We start from the raw sequence: 18,330 nt of genomic DNA, 5'->3' as shown, positions 1-18,330 counted from the left end.
ATGATCACCGGTGCGCACACCATCCTCTACGCCGAGGACGCCGACGCGGCACGGGCTTTCTTCCGCGACGTCCTCGGTCTGGCCCATGTCGACGCGAACAACGGGTGGCTCATCTTCAAGTCGCCGCCCGCCGAACTCGCCGTGCATCCCGCACAGGTCCCCGACAGCGGCAAGGCCGAGCTGTACCTCATGTGCGACGACCTGACCGCCACCGTGGCCGACCTGGGGTCTCAGGGCGTCGAATTCGCCTCGGACATCACCGATGCCGGGTGGGGCCTGCTCACCATGCTGAAGGTGCCGGGCGCGGGCCAGATCGGCCTCTACCAGCCGCGGCACGCCACGGCGTACGACCTGCCCTGAACGGCGCGCCTACGCTGTCGGTTTCCGCCACGCGGGGATCGACAGGTAGGTCGCCGCGCGCAGCAGCCACTCGACCGGGCCGTACGGGTGAGTCCGCAACCACCTTGCGCTCAGCCGGATCTGCACCAGATAGGTGGCGACCGCGAGCAGCACGACCCCGACCGGGGGCACGCGATCGGCCAGCGCCAGGCCGTATCCGGTGTAGATGAGCATCAGTACCACCGACTGCCCGATGTAGTTGGTCGCCGCCATCCGCCCGGCGGGTGCGAGCCGGCCCACCGCGCCCGCCCATCGGTAGCGGGCCAGCCACACGATGCCCGCCGCGTACCCGAGCGTCAGCAACGGATTCGTGAGTTCCTGCACCCCGTACCAGAACGACGGCAGCTCGCCGTGCAGCGTCATCAACGTCACCGTGACAGCGGAAACGGGCAGTCCCACACCGAATCCCACCGCCAGCGCCCGCGGCAGCCACCGGGTGGTCCAGTCCGCGTCCTCGAGCACGCGGCGCTTGCCGGCCGCCAGGCCGACCAGGAACATCCCCAGCGCCGGAATGCCCTGACCGATCCAGGTGAAGATCATGAACTTCGGGCCGAACTCCAGCTGGGCGCGCAGCGTGTCACCGATATTGCCCGTGTAGCCATCATGCATCCGCTGCAAATCGAACACCTCGCCCAGCCCGGCCAGTCCCCCGTTGCCCGGCAGGAACGCCAGTGACGCGAACGCGAAATACAGGACCAGACCCGTGATCAGGGCCGGGCGTGGCCGAATCCAGCGCAGCGCCACCAGGATCAGGCACAGCGCGGCGTACAGGGTGAGGATGTCGCCGATCCACAGCAACAGCAGATGCGCCAGGCCGATCAGGAACAGTGCGAGGCAACGGCGCAACAGCCGGGGCGTGGCCGCGACGGCCGCACGCCCGGCGGCCGCGATCTGCAAGGTGAACGAGTACCCGAACAGGAACGCGAACAGCAGATAGAACTTGCCGAGGAAGAACCCGTCGATCAGCCCGTAGACGAACCGGTCGAGCGTGCCGTCGAACATCGACTGCGGATCGGCGCCCGCGCCCGGCGACGACCAGAGCATGGTCGCCACCACGGTGTTGGTGACCAGAATCCCGAACAGCGCGAATCCGCGCAGACTGTCGACCACCCCGATGCGCTGCCTCTGCGTCACACCGGCTACCTGGGTTTCGAGCTGTTCGGACATGCCTGCACGCTATTTCCGGCAGCGCCCCCGCCACATCCACCACGGCCCCGGATTCCCTATCCGACCTCCGAGGTATTGACACGCCCGGAAGTCATCCCATGGCAGGACCTCTCAGCAGGTCGATGAGCTTGGTTTCGGACAGATCGCCATCTCCTTCCGCGACCAGACGTTCGAAGATCCGCTCGGCGGTATGCCCCAGGGCCGCGGGAGTGCCGACCGCATCGGCCAGTTCGACCCCGATCCGGGTGTCCTTCAGGCGCAGGGCCGCGGTAAAGGCGATATCGCGGTCGTGCACGCCGCCGATCATCTCCGCGCACATGCGGATCACCGTCGGGCTGGCCGCGCCGCCACGCGAGAGGGTGTCGGCGACGACCGCCAAGTCCAGGCCCGCGAGTTCCGCGGTGCGCAGGGCCTCGGCGGTGGCGGCGATCTGAATGGAACCGAGCAGGTTCTGGATCAGCTTGTAGCTCGTGCCCGAACCGACCTCACCGAAGCGCACGATATCGGTGCAGAGAGGTTGCAGCAGTGGGCGCGCCGCGTCGAGGTTCGCGGTGGACCCGCCGACGAACAGGGTCAGTCGCCCGGCGGCCGCCGCGTCAGGGAGCCCTGTCACCGGTGAGTCGAGATACCGAAGACCGTGGGCGGCGGCATGTTTCGCCAGCTCCAGCACCCACGGCCGGGAGATGGTCGAGAACTCCACGGCGAATGCGCCGGGCGCGTACTCCCCCGCCAGCGCGCCGTCCGGCCCCAACCAGGCAGCCCGCGACGCCTCGTCGTCGGCCACCATGGCGAAGATCGCCTCGGCGTCTCGGGCGGCCTCGCGGGCCGTGGCCGCGAATGTGGCTCCCTGAGCGACGAGTTCGTCGGCCTTGGCGGCGGTCCGGTTGTAGACCACCACCTCGTGCCCGGCGGCGACCATGCGCCCCGCCATCCCCGCACCCATCCGGCCCAACCCCAGAAACGCGATCCTCGCCACGAGCCGAACCCTACCCAGCCCCGGCTACCGGCCGCAGCGCTCGGCCGTCGAGCGACAGGATTTCACTCAGTGCGTCGATCAGGACGGTCCGCGGGTCGAGGGGCTGGTCGATCATGCGCCAGGCGACCACGTGGTCAGGGCGAATCAGGACCGCGCCGTCCGGGCGCAGCCCGATGCCGCCGGTCCAATCGCTGTCCACCACAGGAATTCGCTGCACGGTCAAGGGAATCGCCAGTGCATCGGCTGCGGCGTCCGCGGCATCAGCCCAGTCCTCGTCGGCGGTCAGGACGGTGAGATCCTTGCCGACCAGATCCAGCGTCGACACCCGCTCCCCGTCATGCGACACCCATCGATGCGGCAGGCGCGAGCCGGGCGTGCCGTCCAGGACCAGCGAAACGTTCTCGGTGGAAGGCAATATCGGATTCGAGCCGATGACAGCGGTGGATTCGTAGCGATAGCCCACATGCACAACGGGAGCATTGAGCACTCCAGCCCGTTGGCGAGCCGCGACGATCTCCGGGGAGTTCTCCCAGTGCAGCCGGGGATCCGGTAGCCGCAGCACGGCCTGCTCGAGCGTGGTCGCCGCGACCGGCCGCCGTTCGGCCTCGTAGCTGTCCAGCAGTCCGCGCTCGGCCCACCCGTGGTGGACGGCGGCGATCTTCCACGCGAGGTTGTGGGCATCGGCCACACCGGTATTCAGTCCGAAAGCACCCAGCGGAGGCACCGTGTGGGCGGCATCGCCCACGAGGAAGACCCGACCGGACCGGAACCGCTCGGCCAGCTGTCCACGCGGCCGCCAGGGCAGCACGCTGACCACCTCGACTTCGACGCCCGGGTCACCGACCGCCGCCCGGATCAGCTCCACACACCGGGCATCGGGGAATCCCCCGTCCGAATCATCGGCGGGCACATGGAGAATCCACTCGCCGGAACCGTCCACGGTGACCAGCAGGCCGGAGACGTCCGGGTTTTCGATCGTGCAGGTAGCGAAAGAGCGGCCCCCGGTATACGGGGTGAGGTCAGCGCGAAACAGCATGCTGATCATGGGCGTTCCCAAGGGCCCGGGCCCCTCGAGCTCGATATCGAGTAGGCCGCGAACATCACTCCGCGCCCCGTCCGCGCCGATCAGATAGTCGGCTCGCACGAGGGAGCCATCGGACAACACCGCGCGCACGCCGTCGTCGTCCTGCGTGAACGATTCCAGTCGCGTCGAATACCGCACCACCGCACCGCGTTCCCGCGCGGCGGGCAGCAGCACCGAGTCCAGCCGGTGCTGCGGGCACGTACCCCGCACCAGCGCCGGACTCGAATCGTCCGTGCGTGAGGTGGCAGCCGCCGTGCCCGCGAGATCGGTTGCGGCGAAGTCGGCCTCGGCCAGTGTGCGCGCGTAGACCTTGCCGAGCCCGGCGCGCATATCGATGCTCACCGCGTTGACCGCGTCTTCGAGCCCTTCGGCGCGCAGCATCTCCATGGTTCGCCGCGACAGCCCGGTGGCGCGCGGATGTGGTGACGGGCCGGGCTGTGCCTCGACCACGAGCGTCGGAATGCCGTGCCCGGACAGGAAGACGGCGGCGGCGAGGCCGACCGTGCCTCCCCCGGCGATCAGGACCGGAACTCGGTGTTCGGTCATTGCGAAACTCCTTATGGATACGCTGTAGCCGTAATGGATACACCGTAACCACAGTGCTAGGCTCAGCGCAATGGCGCAGTGAGGCGCGAGAATCCGGACAGGAGCGCGATGACGAACGAGAACCCGATGCTGGTCTGGAGCAAGGAGCGCCCGGAGCCGGCCCGCCGCGCGCCGAGCGTCGACCGCATCGTCGACACCGCCCTGACCCTCGCCGACACCGAGGGACTCGACGCGGTATCCATGCGCCGCATCGCCACCGAACTCGGCTCCGGCACCGCCTCGCTCTACCGCTACATCACCGACCGTGGCGAACTACTCGACCTCATGATCGACGCCGCCCAGGCCGAAATCCCCCCACCGGCCCTCACGGGTGATGCCCGCGCCGACCTCGCGGCGGTCGCCCACCACTTCCGGGATCTCCTGCTCCGCCATCATTGGCTGGGCCGCGTCCTGTCCGGCCGACCCGCCCTGGGCCCGAATGCCCTGCGCCGCTTCGATATCGCCATGGCCGCGGCCTTGGAGCTCACCGACGACATCACGCTGGCCGCCAATATCGTCGACACGGTGCTGTCCTACGTCGCCGGCGCCGCCATCCAGGAACTGTCCGAGATTCGCGCCCAACGGCGCACCGGACTCACCGAGGACCAGTGGCGCGAGGCGGTCGGCCCCTACCTCCGAACCGCCATCGCCACCGGCGACTACCCCCACTTCGCTCGCCGCATCCGCGACGCCGAAGACCCCACTCCCGACCAGACATTCGCCTTCGGTCTGTCCTGCGTCCTCGAAGGCGTCCTGGCAACCGCGCGAGCCGCCTCGGACTAGGCCTGTCTCGGCATGTGGGGTCCAGTTGAGCGGAAACTGGCGTTCCGATACCCGAGCACACGAACGATTCGAACCTACTGGCAAATCTCGGGCAATTGCAGAATTTCGCGATGGTTAGTTATCCGAGACAAAGACGAAGGTCGGCGGCGGATTCGTCAGACAGTTCCGACGGTCACCGGCTGCACCCGCAGGCCGATCGCGATCTCCGAGACACCGAGCGCGACCGTCAGCAGCCCCACGGTGATCGAGAGCGGCGGCAGGGTCGTGAACGGCGCGACCGCGACGCCCACCCCCGCGGCCACGGTCGCCAGCCCGATCAGCTCCAGTCCGCCCGCGCCCGCGTACTCCTCCGACCACACCCCGACGATCGCCTGCACGATCCCCCGCAGCACCCAGCCGATCCCAATCCACAAGGACAGCAAGGCAACCCACTCGCCACCGTCGAGGGTCCACAGCGCCAGCACGAGGGAGACGACCGCGCTGAACACCTCGAGCCATTTGAGGGCGGTGTGGATCCGGGCGCCGAACGCCATCACCAATTGGAAGGCCGCCGTCGCCAGCAGCACCAGCCCGAAGAGGATCCCCGCCACCTGCCACGATTTGTCCGGCCAGACCGCCAGGACCACCCCCAGCACCACAGAGCAGCCGCCGGTGACGACCAGCGACTGCCAAGCCCAATCGGCGAAGACCTCGCTTCGCCCTTCTATCCGGTTGGCGGGCACCTATTCATGATATGGCCGATCAGTCCAGGTAACTGGACGTTTGCGTGTGCGCTCGGCGCGTCGGGGCCGTCCCGGATCAGGGAGCGCTGAGGAAGACCCCGCGTGGCGTGGTGCCGTCGGGGGCCGACCACGGCGCGTCCAGATGGCTGCGGTCACGGCCCAGCGACCGGCCCGTGGCGAGACGCCGGTGCACGCGGATCAGCTCCGCGCCTGCATTGGTGGAGCGGTCGGAGTCGAAGGCGATATCGGTCTGGGCGTCGGTGTCGATCACCGTGGGCCGGAATCCCGGTGCGGGCGTGAGGATATCGCCCGGTACCACGTGCACCGTCAGGTCGGGGGTGTCACTGGTGTTCTGATCCTGCGGAGTGGCCTTGCCGGTCAGCAGCAGGGCGGCCTGCTCGATGAACACCGGGTCGTGGGCGGCGTCGTAGAGCCAGCGCATGCCCAGCACACCGTGTTCGGAGGTACCGATCAGCGCGTGGTCCAGGCCCTCGACGCGGGCGCCGCGGTAGGTCATCGGAACCAGATACGCGACCGGCACCGGACCCGCGAGGTCGGTGACGACCATGAGTTCGATGCCGACCGCGCCGTCGGGGTCGTCGAGCCGGAATCCGCCCGACTTGACCAGGGCGGGCGTCCCGGCGCCGACGTGCCAGTGCCGGGTGGGTAGCCACGCCGTCAGCAATTCCAGTTTGGAGGGCTGCATGGTCGTCTCGTGGATCTCGGCCATAGAGCCATCCTGCCAGAGTCCGGCCGGATCGCGGCCGAACCCTTTGCGGCGGACCGATATTCGCCGATGTCAGCGCAGCTTTCGGAAGAAGTCACGCAGATCCCGGGTCAGCAGATCGGGGGTCTCCATCGAGGCGAAGTGGCCGCCGCGATCGAATTCCGACCATCGCACGACGGTGTTCTGCCGCTCGGCCAGGCCGCGAATCGTGCCGTTACCAGGGAAGACCGCGACCCCGGTCGGCACGCCGGAGTCGGGCAGCTCGGCACCCCAGTGCTGGGACTCCTTGTACAGGCGCATGGACGAACCCGCGGTGTCGGTGAACCACAGCACCGCGAGGTTGGTCAGCAACAGATCGCGGTCGATCGCCGCGTCCGGGGTCTCGCGGGTCGGATCGGTGAAGGTGTTCACCACGTCGAGCACCCATGCCAGCAGTCCCGCCGGGGAGTCGGCGACGGCCGGGGCGAGAGTCTGCGGACGGGTCGAGTGCATGCCCGCGTACCCAGAGGTCTCGCTGCTGCTCCAATCCTTCAGCCGCGCCAGCTTCTGCTGATCGGCCTCGCTGTAGCCGGAGCCGTCGTCGTTCCAGGACGGGATCGTGATGGGGTCGTTGAGGTGCACACCCGCCACCCGATCGGGCGCCAGGCGGCCGATGCCGGGAGCGATGAACGATCCGGCGTCCCCGCCGTGCGTGCCGTAGCGGGTGTAGCCCAGGGCGGTCATGAGCTTCACGATCAGCTCGGCCGACCGCTCGGTCGCGGCCTCCCCCGCGTGCCGTGTCGGCCCGGAGAAGCCGAACCCCGGCAGCGTCGGGACGACCACGTGGAAGGCGTCGGCCGGATCGCCGCCGTGCGCACGCGGATCGGTGAGCGGGCCGATCATGCCGGTGAAATCCTCGAACGGCCAGCCGTGCACCAGCACCAGCGGCAGGGCGTCCGGTTCGGGCGAGCGGACGTGCGTGAAATGCAGTCGCTGACCGTCGATTTCGGTGACGAACTGGGGATGGCGGTTGCGTTCGGCCTCGTGGACGCGCCAGTCGTAGCCGCCGCCCCAGTACTCGCACAGCTCACGCACGTAGGCGGTCGGAATGCCGTAGGACCAGCCCACCTCGGGCAGGTCGGCGGGCCAGCGGGTGCGGGCCAGGCGGGTCCGCAGATCGTCGATGTCGGAGGCCGGAATGTCGATTCGGAAGGGCTCGAAAACCGTCATGTCTCCACGGTAGGAATCAACTAGGTCAGGGGCGGCCCTAATCCGTGCGCCGATTCCGCTGCGGCGGCCCGCGTTCTAGGCTGGTACGCAAGCGTTTCAGCCGCGGCGAGGCGGCGCGACTGGAGGGAACCGGCTACGTGACCACCACCTTTCCACCCGGACCGGCCCTGCCGCCCCTCCTGCAGACCGCCATCTACACCAAATGGCGCGGACCGCTGGTCCGATCGGCCGCCCGCCGGCACGGCGACACCTTCACCCTGCATCTGGTCGCGCCGTACGCCGAGAACCTGGTCGTGTTCACCCGGCCCGAGCACATCCGCGAGATCTTCGCCGGAGACCCCGCGGATCTGCATGCCGGAGAGGGCAATCGGCTGCTGGCCGAGATCCTGGGTGAGCACTCGCTGCTGATCACCGACGAGGACGAGCATGCCCGCGCGCGGCGACTGCTCATGCCCGCCTTCGTGGGGTCCTCACTGCGCGGATACCGGGCGCTGGTCGACGACATCGCGAAAACCCATGTCGACCGGTGGGTTCCGGGCGCGACCGTGCACACGCTGGACCGCATGAACGATCTGACACTCGATGTCATCATGCAGGTGGTGTTCGGTATGGCCGACGAAGCCCGCCGGGCCGCGCTGGTGCCGCGATTGCGTGAGGTCGTGAACGTCAGCCCGATCATCATGTTCGGCTGGAAGTACCCGTTCCTGGCGCGGCGCGGCATGTGGAAACGGTTCCGCGCCACCCAATCCGCCATCGACGAGCTGCTCTACCGCGAGATCGCCGAGCGTCGGGCGCAGCCGAACCTGGACGCGCGCGACGACGTGCTGTCGCGGCTGCTGGCCGCCGGATCCGGCGAGAACCCCGACGACGCGCCGCTGACCGACGCCGAACTGCGCGATCAGCTGATCACCCTGCTGCTGGCCGGGCACGAGACGACCGCGTCCGCGCTGTCCTGGACCTGCCACGAGCTGGCCGCCAATCCCGAGATCCAGACCCAGGCCCGCCGCGCGGCCCACAACGGGGACGAGAAGTACCTCGAAGCGGTGCTCAAGGAGTCGATGCGGCTGCACACGGTCATCGCGGGCACGGGCCGCAAACTCACTCGCGACCTGACCATCGGCGGATACGACCTGCCGCGGGGCACGGTCATCGCGACCTCGATCATCCTGGCGCACGAACGTGTCGAAGCCTTCCCGGACGCCGTCACGTTCCGGCCCGAACGATTCCTCGACGGATCGGTCGCACCCAACACCTGGTTGCCGTTCGGCGGCGGCGTGCGGCGGTGCATCGGAGCCGGGTTCTCACTGATGGAGGGAACAGCGGTGCTGCGGGAGATCCTCACCCGCTACCGGCTTTCGCTGCCGCAGGGCAAGACCGGCGAGCCCGTGCGGATCCGGAACATCACGCATGTTCCGGCCCACGGCGCTCCGGTCGTGGTCTCCCCGCTCCCTTAACCGCGGTCCGGGAAGTCGGGTGCTCGTCGCACGTGGGCCTGGGCCACGTACGCCGAGCACTCGTCGCATTCGCTGATGATGGCGTGGCGGCAGGCGAGCAGATGCTCGAGGAAGTGGTCGGTGGCCTCGAGCAAGGCGATGCGCTCACGCACCTCGGCGCGGCGGTCGTTGATGATGGCGCGGCGATCGGTGTGCTCGCTGAGCCCCAGCTGCCGGATCTGGCTCAGCGACAGACCGGTTCGCTGCAAAGTCAGAATCGCGCGGGCGTAGTCGAGGATGTCCTCGTTGTAGCTGCGGTGACCCGATGGGCTGCGCGGCGGGGCGAGCAGGCCCACCGACTCCCAATGCCGCAGCACGTGCGTCTCCACACCGAGTGCCGCGGCGGCGTCACCGATTCTCATGTCCTGCGCTGTGGTCACGATTCTCCCCTTTACTTCATGTCGACCTTAAGTATTAGCGTTCCTTCATGTCCGATCCAGTCCGCAAGCCCACGCTCCTGCAATGCTGCACCGCCGCAATCGGTTCCCTCCACGGCGCGGTCCGGCCCAGGCCCGCCGACCAACGGTTCCTGCGCTCGATCACCGACGCGGGACTCCCCCGCGCCGAGCGCACCGTCACCGTGACGGCTCTGACCAACTTCCCGCGACCGGTGCCGACCCAGGTGGTCGTCGAAGGCGTCTCCACTCCGCGCCGCATCACCAGCGCGCTGAGCTCCTTCGTCATCCAGCACCCCGAAGCGACCTTCATCGTGGACCCGGGATTCTGCATCGACGCCGAGCATCGCGCCATCGCGCAACTGCCCGCGGTGATCCGTCCCGTCGCGCGTCCGCCGGCCGAGACCATCGCGACCGCCACCGCGCTGAAAGCCCAACCGGGCCTGCCCGCACTGGACTTCGCGCTACCCACCCATGCCCACTGGGACCACGTGTGCGGTCTGCTCGACCTGCCGGGGCTGCCCGTCCACCTGCACAGCGTCGAGCGGGACTGGGTCATGGCCGGTCCCGTCGCGCCGGTCGGCGGCGTCCGCGACTCCCTCGTCGACCGTCCCCACCAGGAGTACGACCTCGACGGTCCCCCGATCCTCACCTTCACCCGCAGCCACGACCTCTTCGGAGACGGCAGCGTCGTCCTGGTCGACCTCGCCGGACACACCCCCGGCAGCATCGGCGTTCTCGCCCATACGACGCACGGCTGGAAGCTCCTCGCCGGCGACGCCGCCTGGCACACCCTGCAAATCGACCGAATCCGTCAGAAGGCCACCTATCCGGGCGTCTTCATGGACCACGACCGCGACGCCACCTTCAGAACCCTGCACCGGCTCCACCTGGCACAACGCCTCGTTCCGGTGATCCCCACCCATGATCCCGACGCCGCCCTGCTACTGGCAGCGCCCGATGCGGAGGTCGCCGAGCCGCTACCGTGAACCCATGGGGATCACCGTACGTCCGGCCCAGCTATCCGATATTCCGGAATTGGCGCGAGTGCTCGGCATCGCCTTCTCCGACGATCCGATCACCGCATGGCTCATCCGCGACGACGCCACCCGCGCTCGCCGCGCCGCCGCACTGTTCACCGGTATGGCCCGCCACCATCTCATCCCCCTGGGTGGGGTGGAGGTGGCCTGCAACGACGCCAATTCCATCGTGGGCGCGGCACTCTGGGCGCCGCCCGGGCACTGGCACGCCCCGGACGACGCGAGCCGGCGTCAGCTGCCCGGGCTGCTCTTCGCCTTCCGGCACCGGCTGCTGACCGCCGGCCGGCTCTCGGAGGCGATGGCGCGGGCGCACCCCCGCGAACCGCACTGGTATCTGGCCGTCCTCGGAACCCTGCCCGGCGTTCGCGGACAGGGATTCGGGCGGGCCCTGCTCAATTCGCGGCTGGATCGCTGCGACGCGGACGGGCTGCCCGCCTACCTGGAATCCAGCAAACCCGACAATGTGCCGTACTACGAGCGGTTCGGTTTCGAGGTCACCGGCACCCTGGACGCCACCCGGGGCGGCCCGCCGCTGTGGCCGATGTGGCGTACGCCCCGCTGACGACCCATCATCGACTTCTGGGCGGGGCCGGCGATCCAGCTCACCACCGCGCTGTGGCTCCACGCCGGGCTGCCGGAATACGCGCAGCGGGCCTGGTGGCTGGTGCGGGACCAGGAGATTCGCGCCGACGGCGACCGGGTCGGGTTTCCGCTGCGGGCGAGCTCGCGCGTCGATCCGGGTAACTATCGGCTCGGCGGCGCCTACCGGCTCGATCGATCCTGGGTCGATCACTTCCGCCGGGACGAGGCTGGACTCGTCGACCCTGAACAGATCGGATACCGACCGGGCCGGTGTGGAGTCGGGCGGACCGACTGATCGGTGCCTCGAGCAGAAACGACGAGGCACCGGCAGCTGGTCGCTACCGGTGCCTCGTCATATGCGGCGATCAGGGCTTACGGGCCATGCCGCCGACCACCAGCTGTTCCCAGACCGACAGTTCCGGCTGGTGCCCCTCGGCGTCCTCACCACGCCATTGGACACACGGGCGCAGATCGTCCTCGTCGAGCGCGAGTGTGCCGAAGCAGGCGCGGATCTCGTCGTCGGTGCGGAAGCGTCCGCGGCCGAAGGCTTCCAGGATCTTGCTCGCGGTGGCCATCGCCTCGCGCGAGGTTCCGGTCCGGAAGTGCGAGAGGTAGATCCGGCTGCCGGAAGCGATGCGATCCGCCCAGTACTGGACCACCGAGGTCGGATTCTCTTCGTCATTGACGAAACTCAGCGTCATGGCGAAGAGCAGGCCGACCGGCTCGTCGAAGTCGATGAGCCGCTGCACCTCGGCATTGTTCTCGATGCCCGCCGGATCGCGAATATCGGCTTCCAGCACCGTGATTCCCTCGTCGACGGCGAGGAGCGCCCGGCCGTGGGCCACCACGAACGGGTCGTCGTCGACGTACACGACGTGGGCCTCCGGGTAGACCTGCCGCACCACCTCGTGCACGTTCACGGCTGCCGGGAGCCCGCAACCCATATCGATGATCTGCCGGATTCCCGCGTCCGCCATGGCCTTCGCGGCGCGCAGCACTGCGTCGCGATTGGTGATGGCCAACTTTTCCGACCCGGGTAGGTCTTCGATGAAGTAGTCACCGAGATCCTTGTCGACACCGTAATTGTCGCGCCCGCCGAGGACGTAGCTGTATACGCGTGCCACGCTCGGCCGGGACTGCCGTGCTCGCATGGCGTTGATGTTCAAGTGTCACACCCCTCTTTCCCCCACCGACGATACCGCTATCCACCAGGAAATCTTGCGTCATATTCGCAAACGGCACCAGGTGTCACAAGGGGGTGAGCCCGAGCTATTTCTGGACGGTCGCGGCGGCCGGCGTGGTGGCCGGATCGGCGGCGGGAGGCGCTGCGACCGTTGTGGTTTGCGCAGACGTCGTCTCCGCTGCTGTGGTGGTCGGAGCAACCGTGGTGGAGGTGACGGCCGGTGCTGGATCGGTCGTGGTCGTGGCCGGTGGGGTTGTCGTTGCGGTTGCGGTGGCGGTAATCGGAACCGGGCAGTCGCCACCGTGTTGCTCACCGAGCAGATTGATTTCGGCGTTGCTGCGCGGGTCGCCAGCGTAGTTGATCTTGTCGGTGCACTTCACGTAGTGGTCGACACCGCCGGGCGCCGGAGCGGGCTCGGGCGGCGGTGCGTCACCGGGTGCCACGTCTTGCGGCTGCTGCGGTGAGTTCGCTACCGGGTTACCGCCGCCGGGATTGCCACCGCCCGGGTTCCCGCCACCCGGACTCGCCACCGGCGCACCGGAACTCGTCGGTACCACACTGGTAGTGGTCACACTGGTGGACGGCTTGGTCGTAGTCGCCGACGAAGTCTTCGAATCACCCGAGGAACACCCCGACGCCAGCGCCATCACGGCCGCCAACACCAACACCGCCGCCGCGCCGGCACCCTTCCCCGCACGCAACCCGCCACACCGATCCGCAATCGCGGACATTCTTCCTCCCGAATTCACCGCAGCCCCATCCCCGACACATCCGCTGCGCGACAAGACAACTCGGGGGCGAAGGCCCCCGCTCCGACCTTAGGAGGCGATTCTCCGGTTCACCATCGGAACGGGTGCCCTCAATTTCTCTGTCCCCCGCAACGGGGCTGCATGGTGTAAGGGCCTACTGGGAGGGCTCGGGCTGTTCGGTTCGGGATGCGAGGAGAGCGTCGAGTTGCTGCTCGGCGCGGGCGGCGCGCGCCAGGGTCTGAGCGCGCGCGTCGTCGAGCGCGGCGATACGGGCCGCGGACTCCTGATGCGCCTGGTCCAGTGCGGCTTTGGCTTCCGCGCGGACGGTGCCGATATCGGCGGCGGCCTGCCGGCGGACATCGGTGAGTTCGGTCCTGGTGCGGTCGAGGTCGGTGCGCGTCTGTTCCAGCACCGCCCGCGTCTCGGCGACCACCTGACTGCGTTCCGCCACCGCGGCTTCCGCGCGTTCGATGGTGCGCTCGGCGTCGGCGGCCCGCTGCACGGCCAGATCCCGCTCGGCGCCAGCGGCGGTGATCCGCTGCGCCGAATCCCGCCGCACCTGCTCGATCTCGGCCGCCGCCTTGGTCCGTGCCAACTCGATGTCCTCGCTCGCCTGCTGCCGGGCCCGCTCGACGTCCTCGCTGGATTCCCGGCGGATGGTGCGGATCTCGGCCTCTGCCTCGGCCCGTGCCGCGAACACATCATCGGCGGCCTGCTTGGTCACCCGCGCGACCTCCTGCAGCGCGTCATCACGTGCCGCCAGCGCCTCCGCGATCCGCCCCTCGGCCTCTTCGGCGGCGAGCGCCGCATCCTCGGCCGCCGATTCCGCCGCGGCCTTGGCCTCTTCGCTCTCCCGCCGCGCCTGCTCGGCCGCCACGGTCGCCATCTCAGCCTCGGCAATCCGCCGCGCCGCATCCGCCTGCACAGCCTGGACCTGCGCCTCCGCCACCGCCGGATCGGCCAGGGTGGACAGCTCCGCCACGGCCGTATTCAACGTCGTGCCGAGCTGTTCGGCGATCGCCCGAAACTGTCCGAGCAGCTCATCCGCCCGTAGACGGGCCACGGTCACCGGCCCCTGTTGCGTCACAGTGACATTCGCGACCGGCCCTTCACCGTCCCCCGCCTGCTGCCGCTGCCGCTCCCGCCAAGCCCGCCACCGCGTGTGCTCGGGGTGCTCACAGTATTCCGACGGCCGCCCCGGCCCTCCGCCGCGCGTGATCGGTTTCGTACACCCCGGGTAATTGCAAGTACTCGTCACGCCGCAAATCGTAGCGTTGGTTTCGTCATTTCCAACGGAACAACACGAAACGAAACCCGAACTGCCCCAAATCAATCAACCCGAGTCTGACCTCCGATAAGTGAACCTTATCGGAGGTCAGGATCCCCACTTCCCCTGAAAACCGTTGGATCTTTTTCGTTTACGTTTGGTTGGCGCAAACGCTACTAAAGCTCAACGAAACTACTCAAAAACTGTGCTTGCATGTACCCGCGTACCAGTTCTGTCGTACCCTGCTGCGTTCAGGGGGATTCGTGCGAGGCTGTCCCCGCCGGGGAGGGAATCCGAATGATGGGCAGTGTCGTATCAGCCTGTGACGCAACGAGTTCAGTGGTCAGGCGCGGTCAACTGCGCTCGGTGCTGATCGCAGCTTCGGCCATGTTGTGCCTTGCGGTCACTCCCATGGCTGTCGGGAGTGCGGATCCGCTGCCTACCCCGCAGAACGACCCGTTCTACACGCCGCCATCGGGCTGGGACTCGAAGGCGCCGGGCACCCTTCTGAATTCGCGACCCGTCGAGGTGGCCTCGATGGGGCCGCAGGCGCAGGACGCGGATGCCTGGCAGTTGCTGTATCGAACGACCGATACCGACGGCCGCCCGATGGCGACCGTGCTGCGCCCAAGAACCGGGCAGGTCAAAGGATTGATCACCTATCAGGCCGCCGAAGATGCGTCGGCCCCGCAGTGCGTTCCCTCGTTCGTGCTCCGGCAAGGAGGGCCGGACAAGAACGATGCCAGTCTGGATCTCATGCAGATCGACCAGATCTTGTCGTCCGGTCACGCGATTTCCGTACCCGACTGGGAGGGGCCGAAAGGCTCGCTGTTCACCCCGAAACAGCCGGGTTACGCCGCGCTCGAGCGAGCACGTCAGCCTCGCGGTCAGCGCGAGTCCCGCGGTGCTGCGTTGGATCGATGACCGTCTGGCAGGGCAGGCCGCGCCAGACGGTTGTTCGACGCGCGCGGTGCCGTCCATGTCGCTCGGCGGTGCGTGAGACACGCTCTAGCTGAGCGTCCTCAGTGCCGCCGCGTCATACGGCTTCAGCTCCTCGATCCGGCCCGACAGGACCTTGGACGCCCACTCCGGGTCCTGAAGGAGGGCTCGGCCGACGGCGACCAGGTCGAATTCGTCGCGTTCCAGCCGGTCGAGGAGGTTGTCGAGGCTGCCGAGTTCGGCGCCGACGCCGGTGAAGGCGCGCAGGAAGTCGCCGTCGAGGCCGACCGATCCGACGGTGATGGTGGGTGTGCCGGTGAGCTTCTTCGTCCAGCCGGCCAGGTTCAGGTCCGAACCCTCGAACTCCGGCAGCCAGTAGCGGCGGGTGGACGCGTGGAAGGCGTCGACGCCGGCCGCGGCGAGCGGTGCCAGGATCGCTTCCAGGTCCTGCGGGGTCTCGACGAGCCGCGCGTCGTAGGCCTCCTGCTTCCACTGCGAGTAGCGGAAGATCACCGGGAAACCGGGTGAGACGACCGCCCGGATCGCCGCCACGATCTCGGCCGCGAACTTCGTGCGGGCCACGGAATCGCCACCGTAGACATCGGTTCGGCGGTTCGTCCGCTCCCACAGGAACTGGTCGAGGAGATAGCCGTGGGCGCCGTGCACCTCGACGCCGTCGAAGCCGATGCGCTCGGCGGCCGCGGCGGCATCGGCGAAGGCGCCGATGACATCGTCGAGGTCGCGCTGCGTCATCGCCTTGCCGGCGCCCTCGGTGCCGTCGACGCGAATACCCGACGGGCCGACGGCGGGGGCATCGGCATACGGCTCATCGCCGTGGTTGCGAACCATGCCGATGTGCCACAGCTGCGGCACGATCGTGCCGCCGGCCGCGTGCACGTCCTCGGCCACCTTCGCCCACCCCGCCAACTGTTCCTCACCGTGGAAGCGCGGCACCCGATCACTCTGTCCGGCCGAATCGTGGCCGACGTAGGTGCCCTCGGTGACGATCAATCCGACGCCGGCGGCAGCGCGGCGGGCGTAGTAGCCGCGCACGTCCTCGCCGGGCACGCCGCCCGGGGAGAACATGCGCGTCATCGGCGCCATCACGATGCGGTTCGGAACGGTCAGCCCGTTCAGCGTGACGGGCCGGGACAGAAGGTGGGCCGTGCGGGCGGCATCGGAGGTGGTGACGGTCACTGGGCGCTCCCCTACTTGTGAACCTTGATAGTTGAGAACTTCAAACAATTTCGACAAACGCTAGTGGTGAATATTTGAGATAGTCAAGTTTCTGCGGATAAGATTCTTCCCATGCCCGAAACGACCCGCGTAGACACCGCTCAGCTCATGGAGTTGCTCTCGGTGTCACTCGGCGTCTACTACGGGGACTTCACCGTCGCGGCGGCGAGTGAGAATCTCACCGCGAGTCAGGGCAAAGCCCTGATCGTGCTGCGCCGAGGACCCAGCGCCATGCGCGCCTTGGCCGAGATCATGGCCTGCGACGCCTCCAACGTGACCGGGATTATCGACCGGCTGGAGAAGCGCGGCCTCGTGCGCCGCGAGGCCAGCGGCTCCGACCGGCGCGTCACGAACCTGGTGATCACGGTCGAGGGTGAACAGGTCGCCGACGCCATCCGGGCGAAGATGCACACCACTCGAGATTGCTTGGACAGACTCAGCAGCGAAGACCGGGACCATCTGTACGCGTTGCTGGAACGGGCCTTCGTCTGCCGGCGCGACACCCACCCGGAGTGACTTCACCCGTTCCAGTTCCGGGTTTCAGGCCTTGTACGCGAGGTCCAAGTCGTCACGGGGATCACCGTCGGGCCGGTGCGGGTGGCTGTGCAGCGCGAAGAGGAATACGAAGGCGCTGTCGACGCCTTCGCTGTCGAAGATATCCAGCAGTTCGGACAGGTAGGCGGCTTGTCCGGCCTCGTCCCGAACGAAGTTGCCGTTCAATCGAATCGGGGCACCGCCGGCGTCGTATTCGACGATCTCGTTGCTGCGCGGCGCGATATCGGCCGAGCCTTTCCAGGTCGCGGTGCCGAAACCGGTGATCGCCAACGGTTTTCCCTGCGCGACCAGTTCGCGCACCCCGGCCTGGAACTGCTCGGCCACCTCGGCGGAGCGGATGAGTTCGATCGACATGATGTCGAAGGGGGTCCAGCCGATCCGCTCGAACGGGATGGCGCAGTAGGTGAGCTTGCCTCCGAAGTGCTCACGCACCATGGCTACGGCTTCCCCAAGAAGCTGTCGAGTCGAGCGATGACGTCGGTCAGTCGCTCACCACGAGTCTCGGGGTCGCCGAGCAGGAATTCCAGCCGATCGGCATCGCCTCCGACGATCTGAACGGCCGTGCAGTGCAAGTTATCTCGAATGATCTTCAACTCCCGGCGGACGACTTCGGGGTCGAAGTCCCGTCGTGAGGTGTGGCCGTTCGCGATGAACCCGGTGTCGTAGGTCATCCCCTTGGCTCGCATGTGTGGTCCCTTCTGTCGATCCGGAGGTTCGCAGGGGCCGGACAATGTGCGAGTCGAGGACATCGCCGAGGCGGCCGGCGTCTCACCGCGCACCTACAACAACTACTTCTCCAGCCGCGACCAGGCGATCGTCGCGGCCGTCACCACCGAACGGGAGGTCCGGGTCGGGGCGGCGGTCACCGCTCGCGCGCCCGAAGTCGGTCTCGCGGACGCGATCACCGAACGTCTGGGCGCTATAGACGAATTCACCGCCCCGGTACTCGCGGCCGGCGTTGCTGCCGCCATCCGAGTCGCCCTCGAGCAATGGCTACAGCCCGCCTCCGACACCGCCCTCGCAGGCTTCGTCGTGGTGTCCGGCTCACTGCCTGATCTGCTGCGCGCCGCACTTGCTCCGCTCGTGCCCGCACTCGACGACGCGGACGTCAGGGCAGGTTCCGCGTAAGCAGCGACCGATACCAGGCGCCACGCCGAAGAAGTCATCTACGAGCTGGATAGGGAGAGCCTTCTACCCTGGCGAAAGATTCGTCACTGACGGCATATTCGCCCGAATTCG

21 protein-coding genes are annotated in these 18,330 nt (G+C 68.0%); 8 read left to right on the top strand and 13 right to left on the bottom strand.

The genetic code is table 11. From position 1 onward, the window contains the following. Positions 1-360 (top strand): VOC family protein, encoded by a 360-nt coding sequence (locus ACWEOI_RS32845; RefSeq protein WP_433665671.1) that lies wholly within the window; start codon positions 1-3, stop codon positions 358-360. A 9-nt stretch (positions 361-369) separates the two neighbouring features. Here the strand turns inward: ACWEOI_RS32845 and ACWEOI_RS32840 are convergent, their stop codons facing one another. The 3 genes from ACWEOI_RS32840 to ACWEOI_RS32830 form a co-directional block, all read right to left on the bottom strand. Beyond that, positions 370-1,566: a DUF418 domain-containing protein gene (locus ACWEOI_RS32840; RefSeq protein ID WP_452362119.1), complete on the bottom strand. Its 1,197-nt coding sequence runs from the start codon at positions 1,564-1,566 to the stop codon at positions 370-372. Between the two features lie 91 nt (positions 1,567-1,657). Beyond that, entirely contained in the window at positions 1,658-2,542 is an 885-nt protein-coding gene (locus ACWEOI_RS32835) for an NAD(P)-dependent oxidoreductase (protein ID WP_452362118.1), read from the bottom strand. Positions 2,543-2,552: 10 nt separating this feature from the next. Then, entirely contained in the window at positions 2,553-4,172 is a 1,620-nt protein-coding gene (locus ACWEOI_RS32830) for an FAD-dependent monooxygenase (RefSeq protein ID WP_452362117.1), read from the bottom strand. A gap of 108 nt (positions 4,173-4,280) precedes the next feature. On the opposite strand from ACWEOI_RS32830, the gene ACWEOI_RS32825 reads away from it, so the two are divergent. Then, a complete protein-coding gene (locus ACWEOI_RS32825) occupies positions 4,281-4,994 on the top strand; it encodes a TetR/AcrR family transcriptional regulator C-terminal domain-containing protein (protein ID WP_433665667.1) in 714 nt (237 codons plus the stop codon). A gap of 155 nt (positions 4,995-5,149) precedes the next feature. Here ACWEOI_RS32825 and ACWEOI_RS32820 read toward each other — a convergent pair whose 3' ends face one another. The 3 genes from ACWEOI_RS32820 to ACWEOI_RS32810 all read right to left on the bottom strand — a co-directional run bounded on the left by ACWEOI_RS32820 (position 5,150) and on the right by ACWEOI_RS32810 (position 7,652). Next, positions 5,150-5,716, bottom strand: a complete 567-nt coding sequence (locus ACWEOI_RS32820) for a DUF308 domain-containing protein (RefSeq protein ID WP_357276595.1) — start codon at positions 5,714-5,716, stop codon at positions 5,150-5,152. A gap of 76 nt (positions 5,717-5,792) precedes the next feature. Beyond that, the gene (locus tag ACWEOI_RS32815) at positions 5,793-6,446 is read right to left on the bottom strand and encodes a maltokinase N-terminal cap-like domain-containing protein (protein WP_433665665.1); all 654 of its coding nucleotides are present in this window, start codon (positions 6,444-6,446) and stop codon (positions 5,793-5,795) included. A 69-nt stretch (positions 6,447-6,515) separates the two neighbouring features. Then, positions 6,516-7,652, bottom strand: coding sequence for an epoxide hydrolase family protein (locus tag ACWEOI_RS32810; RefSeq protein WP_452362116.1), 1,137 nt, complete (start codon positions 7,650-7,652; stop codon positions 6,516-6,518). Positions 7,653-7,789: 137 nt separating this feature from the next. Between ACWEOI_RS32810 and ACWEOI_RS32805 the strand changes: the two genes are divergently transcribed. Beyond that, the gene (locus tag ACWEOI_RS32805; RefSeq protein WP_452362115.1) at positions 7,790-9,106 is read left to right on the top strand and encodes a cytochrome P450; all 1,317 of its coding nucleotides are present in this window, start codon (positions 7,790-7,792) and stop codon (positions 9,104-9,106) included. Here ACWEOI_RS32805 and ACWEOI_RS32800 read toward each other — a convergent pair. Then, positions 9,103-9,525: a MerR family transcriptional regulator gene (locus ACWEOI_RS32800; protein ID WP_379099373.1), complete on the bottom strand. Its 423-nt coding sequence runs from the start codon at positions 9,523-9,525 to the stop codon at positions 9,103-9,105. The genes ACWEOI_RS32805 and ACWEOI_RS32800 overlap by 4 nt on opposite strands. A 47-nt stretch (positions 9,526-9,572) precedes the next feature. Here ACWEOI_RS32800 and ACWEOI_RS32795 point away from each other — a divergent pair, with 47 nt between their 5' ends. Both ACWEOI_RS32795 and ACWEOI_RS32790 read left to right on the top strand, forming a co-directional pair. After that, positions 9,573-10,529: an MBL fold metallo-hydrolase gene (locus ACWEOI_RS32795; RefSeq protein ID WP_452362114.1), complete on the top strand. Its 957-nt coding sequence runs from the start codon at positions 9,573-9,575 to the stop codon at positions 10,527-10,529. 4 nt (positions 10,530-10,533) lie between these two features. Beyond that, positions 10,534-11,142: a GNAT family N-acetyltransferase gene (locus tag ACWEOI_RS32790; protein WP_452362113.1), complete on the top strand. Its 609-nt coding sequence runs from the start codon at positions 10,534-10,536 to the stop codon at positions 11,140-11,142. Between the two features lie 385 nt (positions 11,143-11,527). Here ACWEOI_RS32790 and ACWEOI_RS32785 read toward each other — a convergent pair whose 3' ends face one another. The 3 genes from ACWEOI_RS32785 to ACWEOI_RS32775 all read right to left on the bottom strand — a co-directional run bounded on the left by ACWEOI_RS32785 (position 11,528) and on the right by ACWEOI_RS32775 (position 14,181). Further along, the gene (locus tag ACWEOI_RS32785) at positions 11,528-12,313 is read right to left on the bottom strand and encodes an SAM-dependent methyltransferase (RefSeq protein ID WP_452362112.1); all 786 of its coding nucleotides are present in this window, start codon (positions 12,311-12,313) and stop codon (positions 11,528-11,530) included. A gap of 118 nt (positions 12,314-12,431) precedes the next feature. Next, positions 12,432-12,725: a hypothetical protein gene (locus ACWEOI_RS32780; protein WP_433665659.1), complete on the bottom strand. Its 294-nt coding sequence runs from the start codon at positions 12,723-12,725 to the stop codon at positions 12,432-12,434. A gap of 523 nt (positions 12,726-13,248) precedes the next feature. Beyond that, positions 13,249-14,181 (bottom strand): hypothetical protein, encoded by a 933-nt coding sequence (locus ACWEOI_RS32775; protein ID WP_452362111.1) that lies wholly within the window; start codon positions 14,179-14,181, stop codon positions 13,249-13,251. 546 nt (positions 14,182-14,727) lie between these two features. Here ACWEOI_RS32775 and ACWEOI_RS32770 point away from each other — a divergent pair. Next, positions 14,728-15,285 (top strand): lipase family protein, encoded by a 558-nt coding sequence (locus ACWEOI_RS32770; RefSeq protein WP_452362110.1) that lies wholly within the window; start codon positions 14,728-14,730, stop codon positions 15,283-15,285. 84 nt (positions 15,286-15,369) lie between these two features. On the opposite strand, the gene ACWEOI_RS32765 is transcribed toward ACWEOI_RS32770, so the two are convergent. Continuing rightward, positions 15,370-16,497, bottom strand: coding sequence for an NADH:flavin oxidoreductase (locus ACWEOI_RS32765; protein WP_452362109.1), 1,128 nt, complete (start codon positions 16,495-16,497; stop codon positions 15,370-15,372). A 111-nt stretch (positions 16,498-16,608) separates the two neighbouring features. Between ACWEOI_RS32765 and ACWEOI_RS32760 the strand changes: the two genes are divergently transcribed. Beyond that, positions 16,609-17,052 carry a MarR family transcriptional regulator gene (locus ACWEOI_RS32760; RefSeq protein WP_433665655.1) on the top strand — a complete coding sequence of 148 codons (444 nt, stop codon included), beginning with the start codon at positions 16,609-16,611 and terminating at the stop codon, positions 17,050-17,052. A gap of 24 nt (positions 17,053-17,076) precedes the next feature. Here the strand turns inward: ACWEOI_RS32760 and ACWEOI_RS32755 are convergent, their stop codons facing one another. Continuing rightward, positions 17,077-17,526 carry a hypothetical protein gene (locus tag ACWEOI_RS32755; protein WP_452362108.1) on the bottom strand — a complete coding sequence of 150 codons (450 nt, stop codon included), beginning with the start codon at positions 17,524-17,526 and terminating at the stop codon, positions 17,077-17,079. Between the two features lie 2 nt (positions 17,527-17,528). Continuing rightward, positions 17,529-17,762, bottom strand: coding sequence for a hypothetical protein (locus tag ACWEOI_RS32750; protein ID WP_452362107.1), 234 nt, complete (start codon positions 17,760-17,762; stop codon positions 17,529-17,531). A 13-nt stretch (positions 17,763-17,775) separates the two neighbouring features. On the opposite strand from ACWEOI_RS32750, the gene ACWEOI_RS32745 reads away from it, so the two are divergent. After that, complete coding sequence (locus ACWEOI_RS32745; protein ID WP_433665653.1) at positions 17,776-18,219, top strand: TetR family transcriptional regulator; 444 nt, start codon at positions 17,776-17,778, stop codon at positions 18,217-18,219. The last annotated feature ends 111 nt before the right edge of the window (positions 18,220-18,330 follow it).

It is taken from the genome of Nocardia sp. NPDC004340 (assembly GCF_053602575.1).
This window is presented reverse-complemented; position numbering and strand designations above follow the sequence as displayed.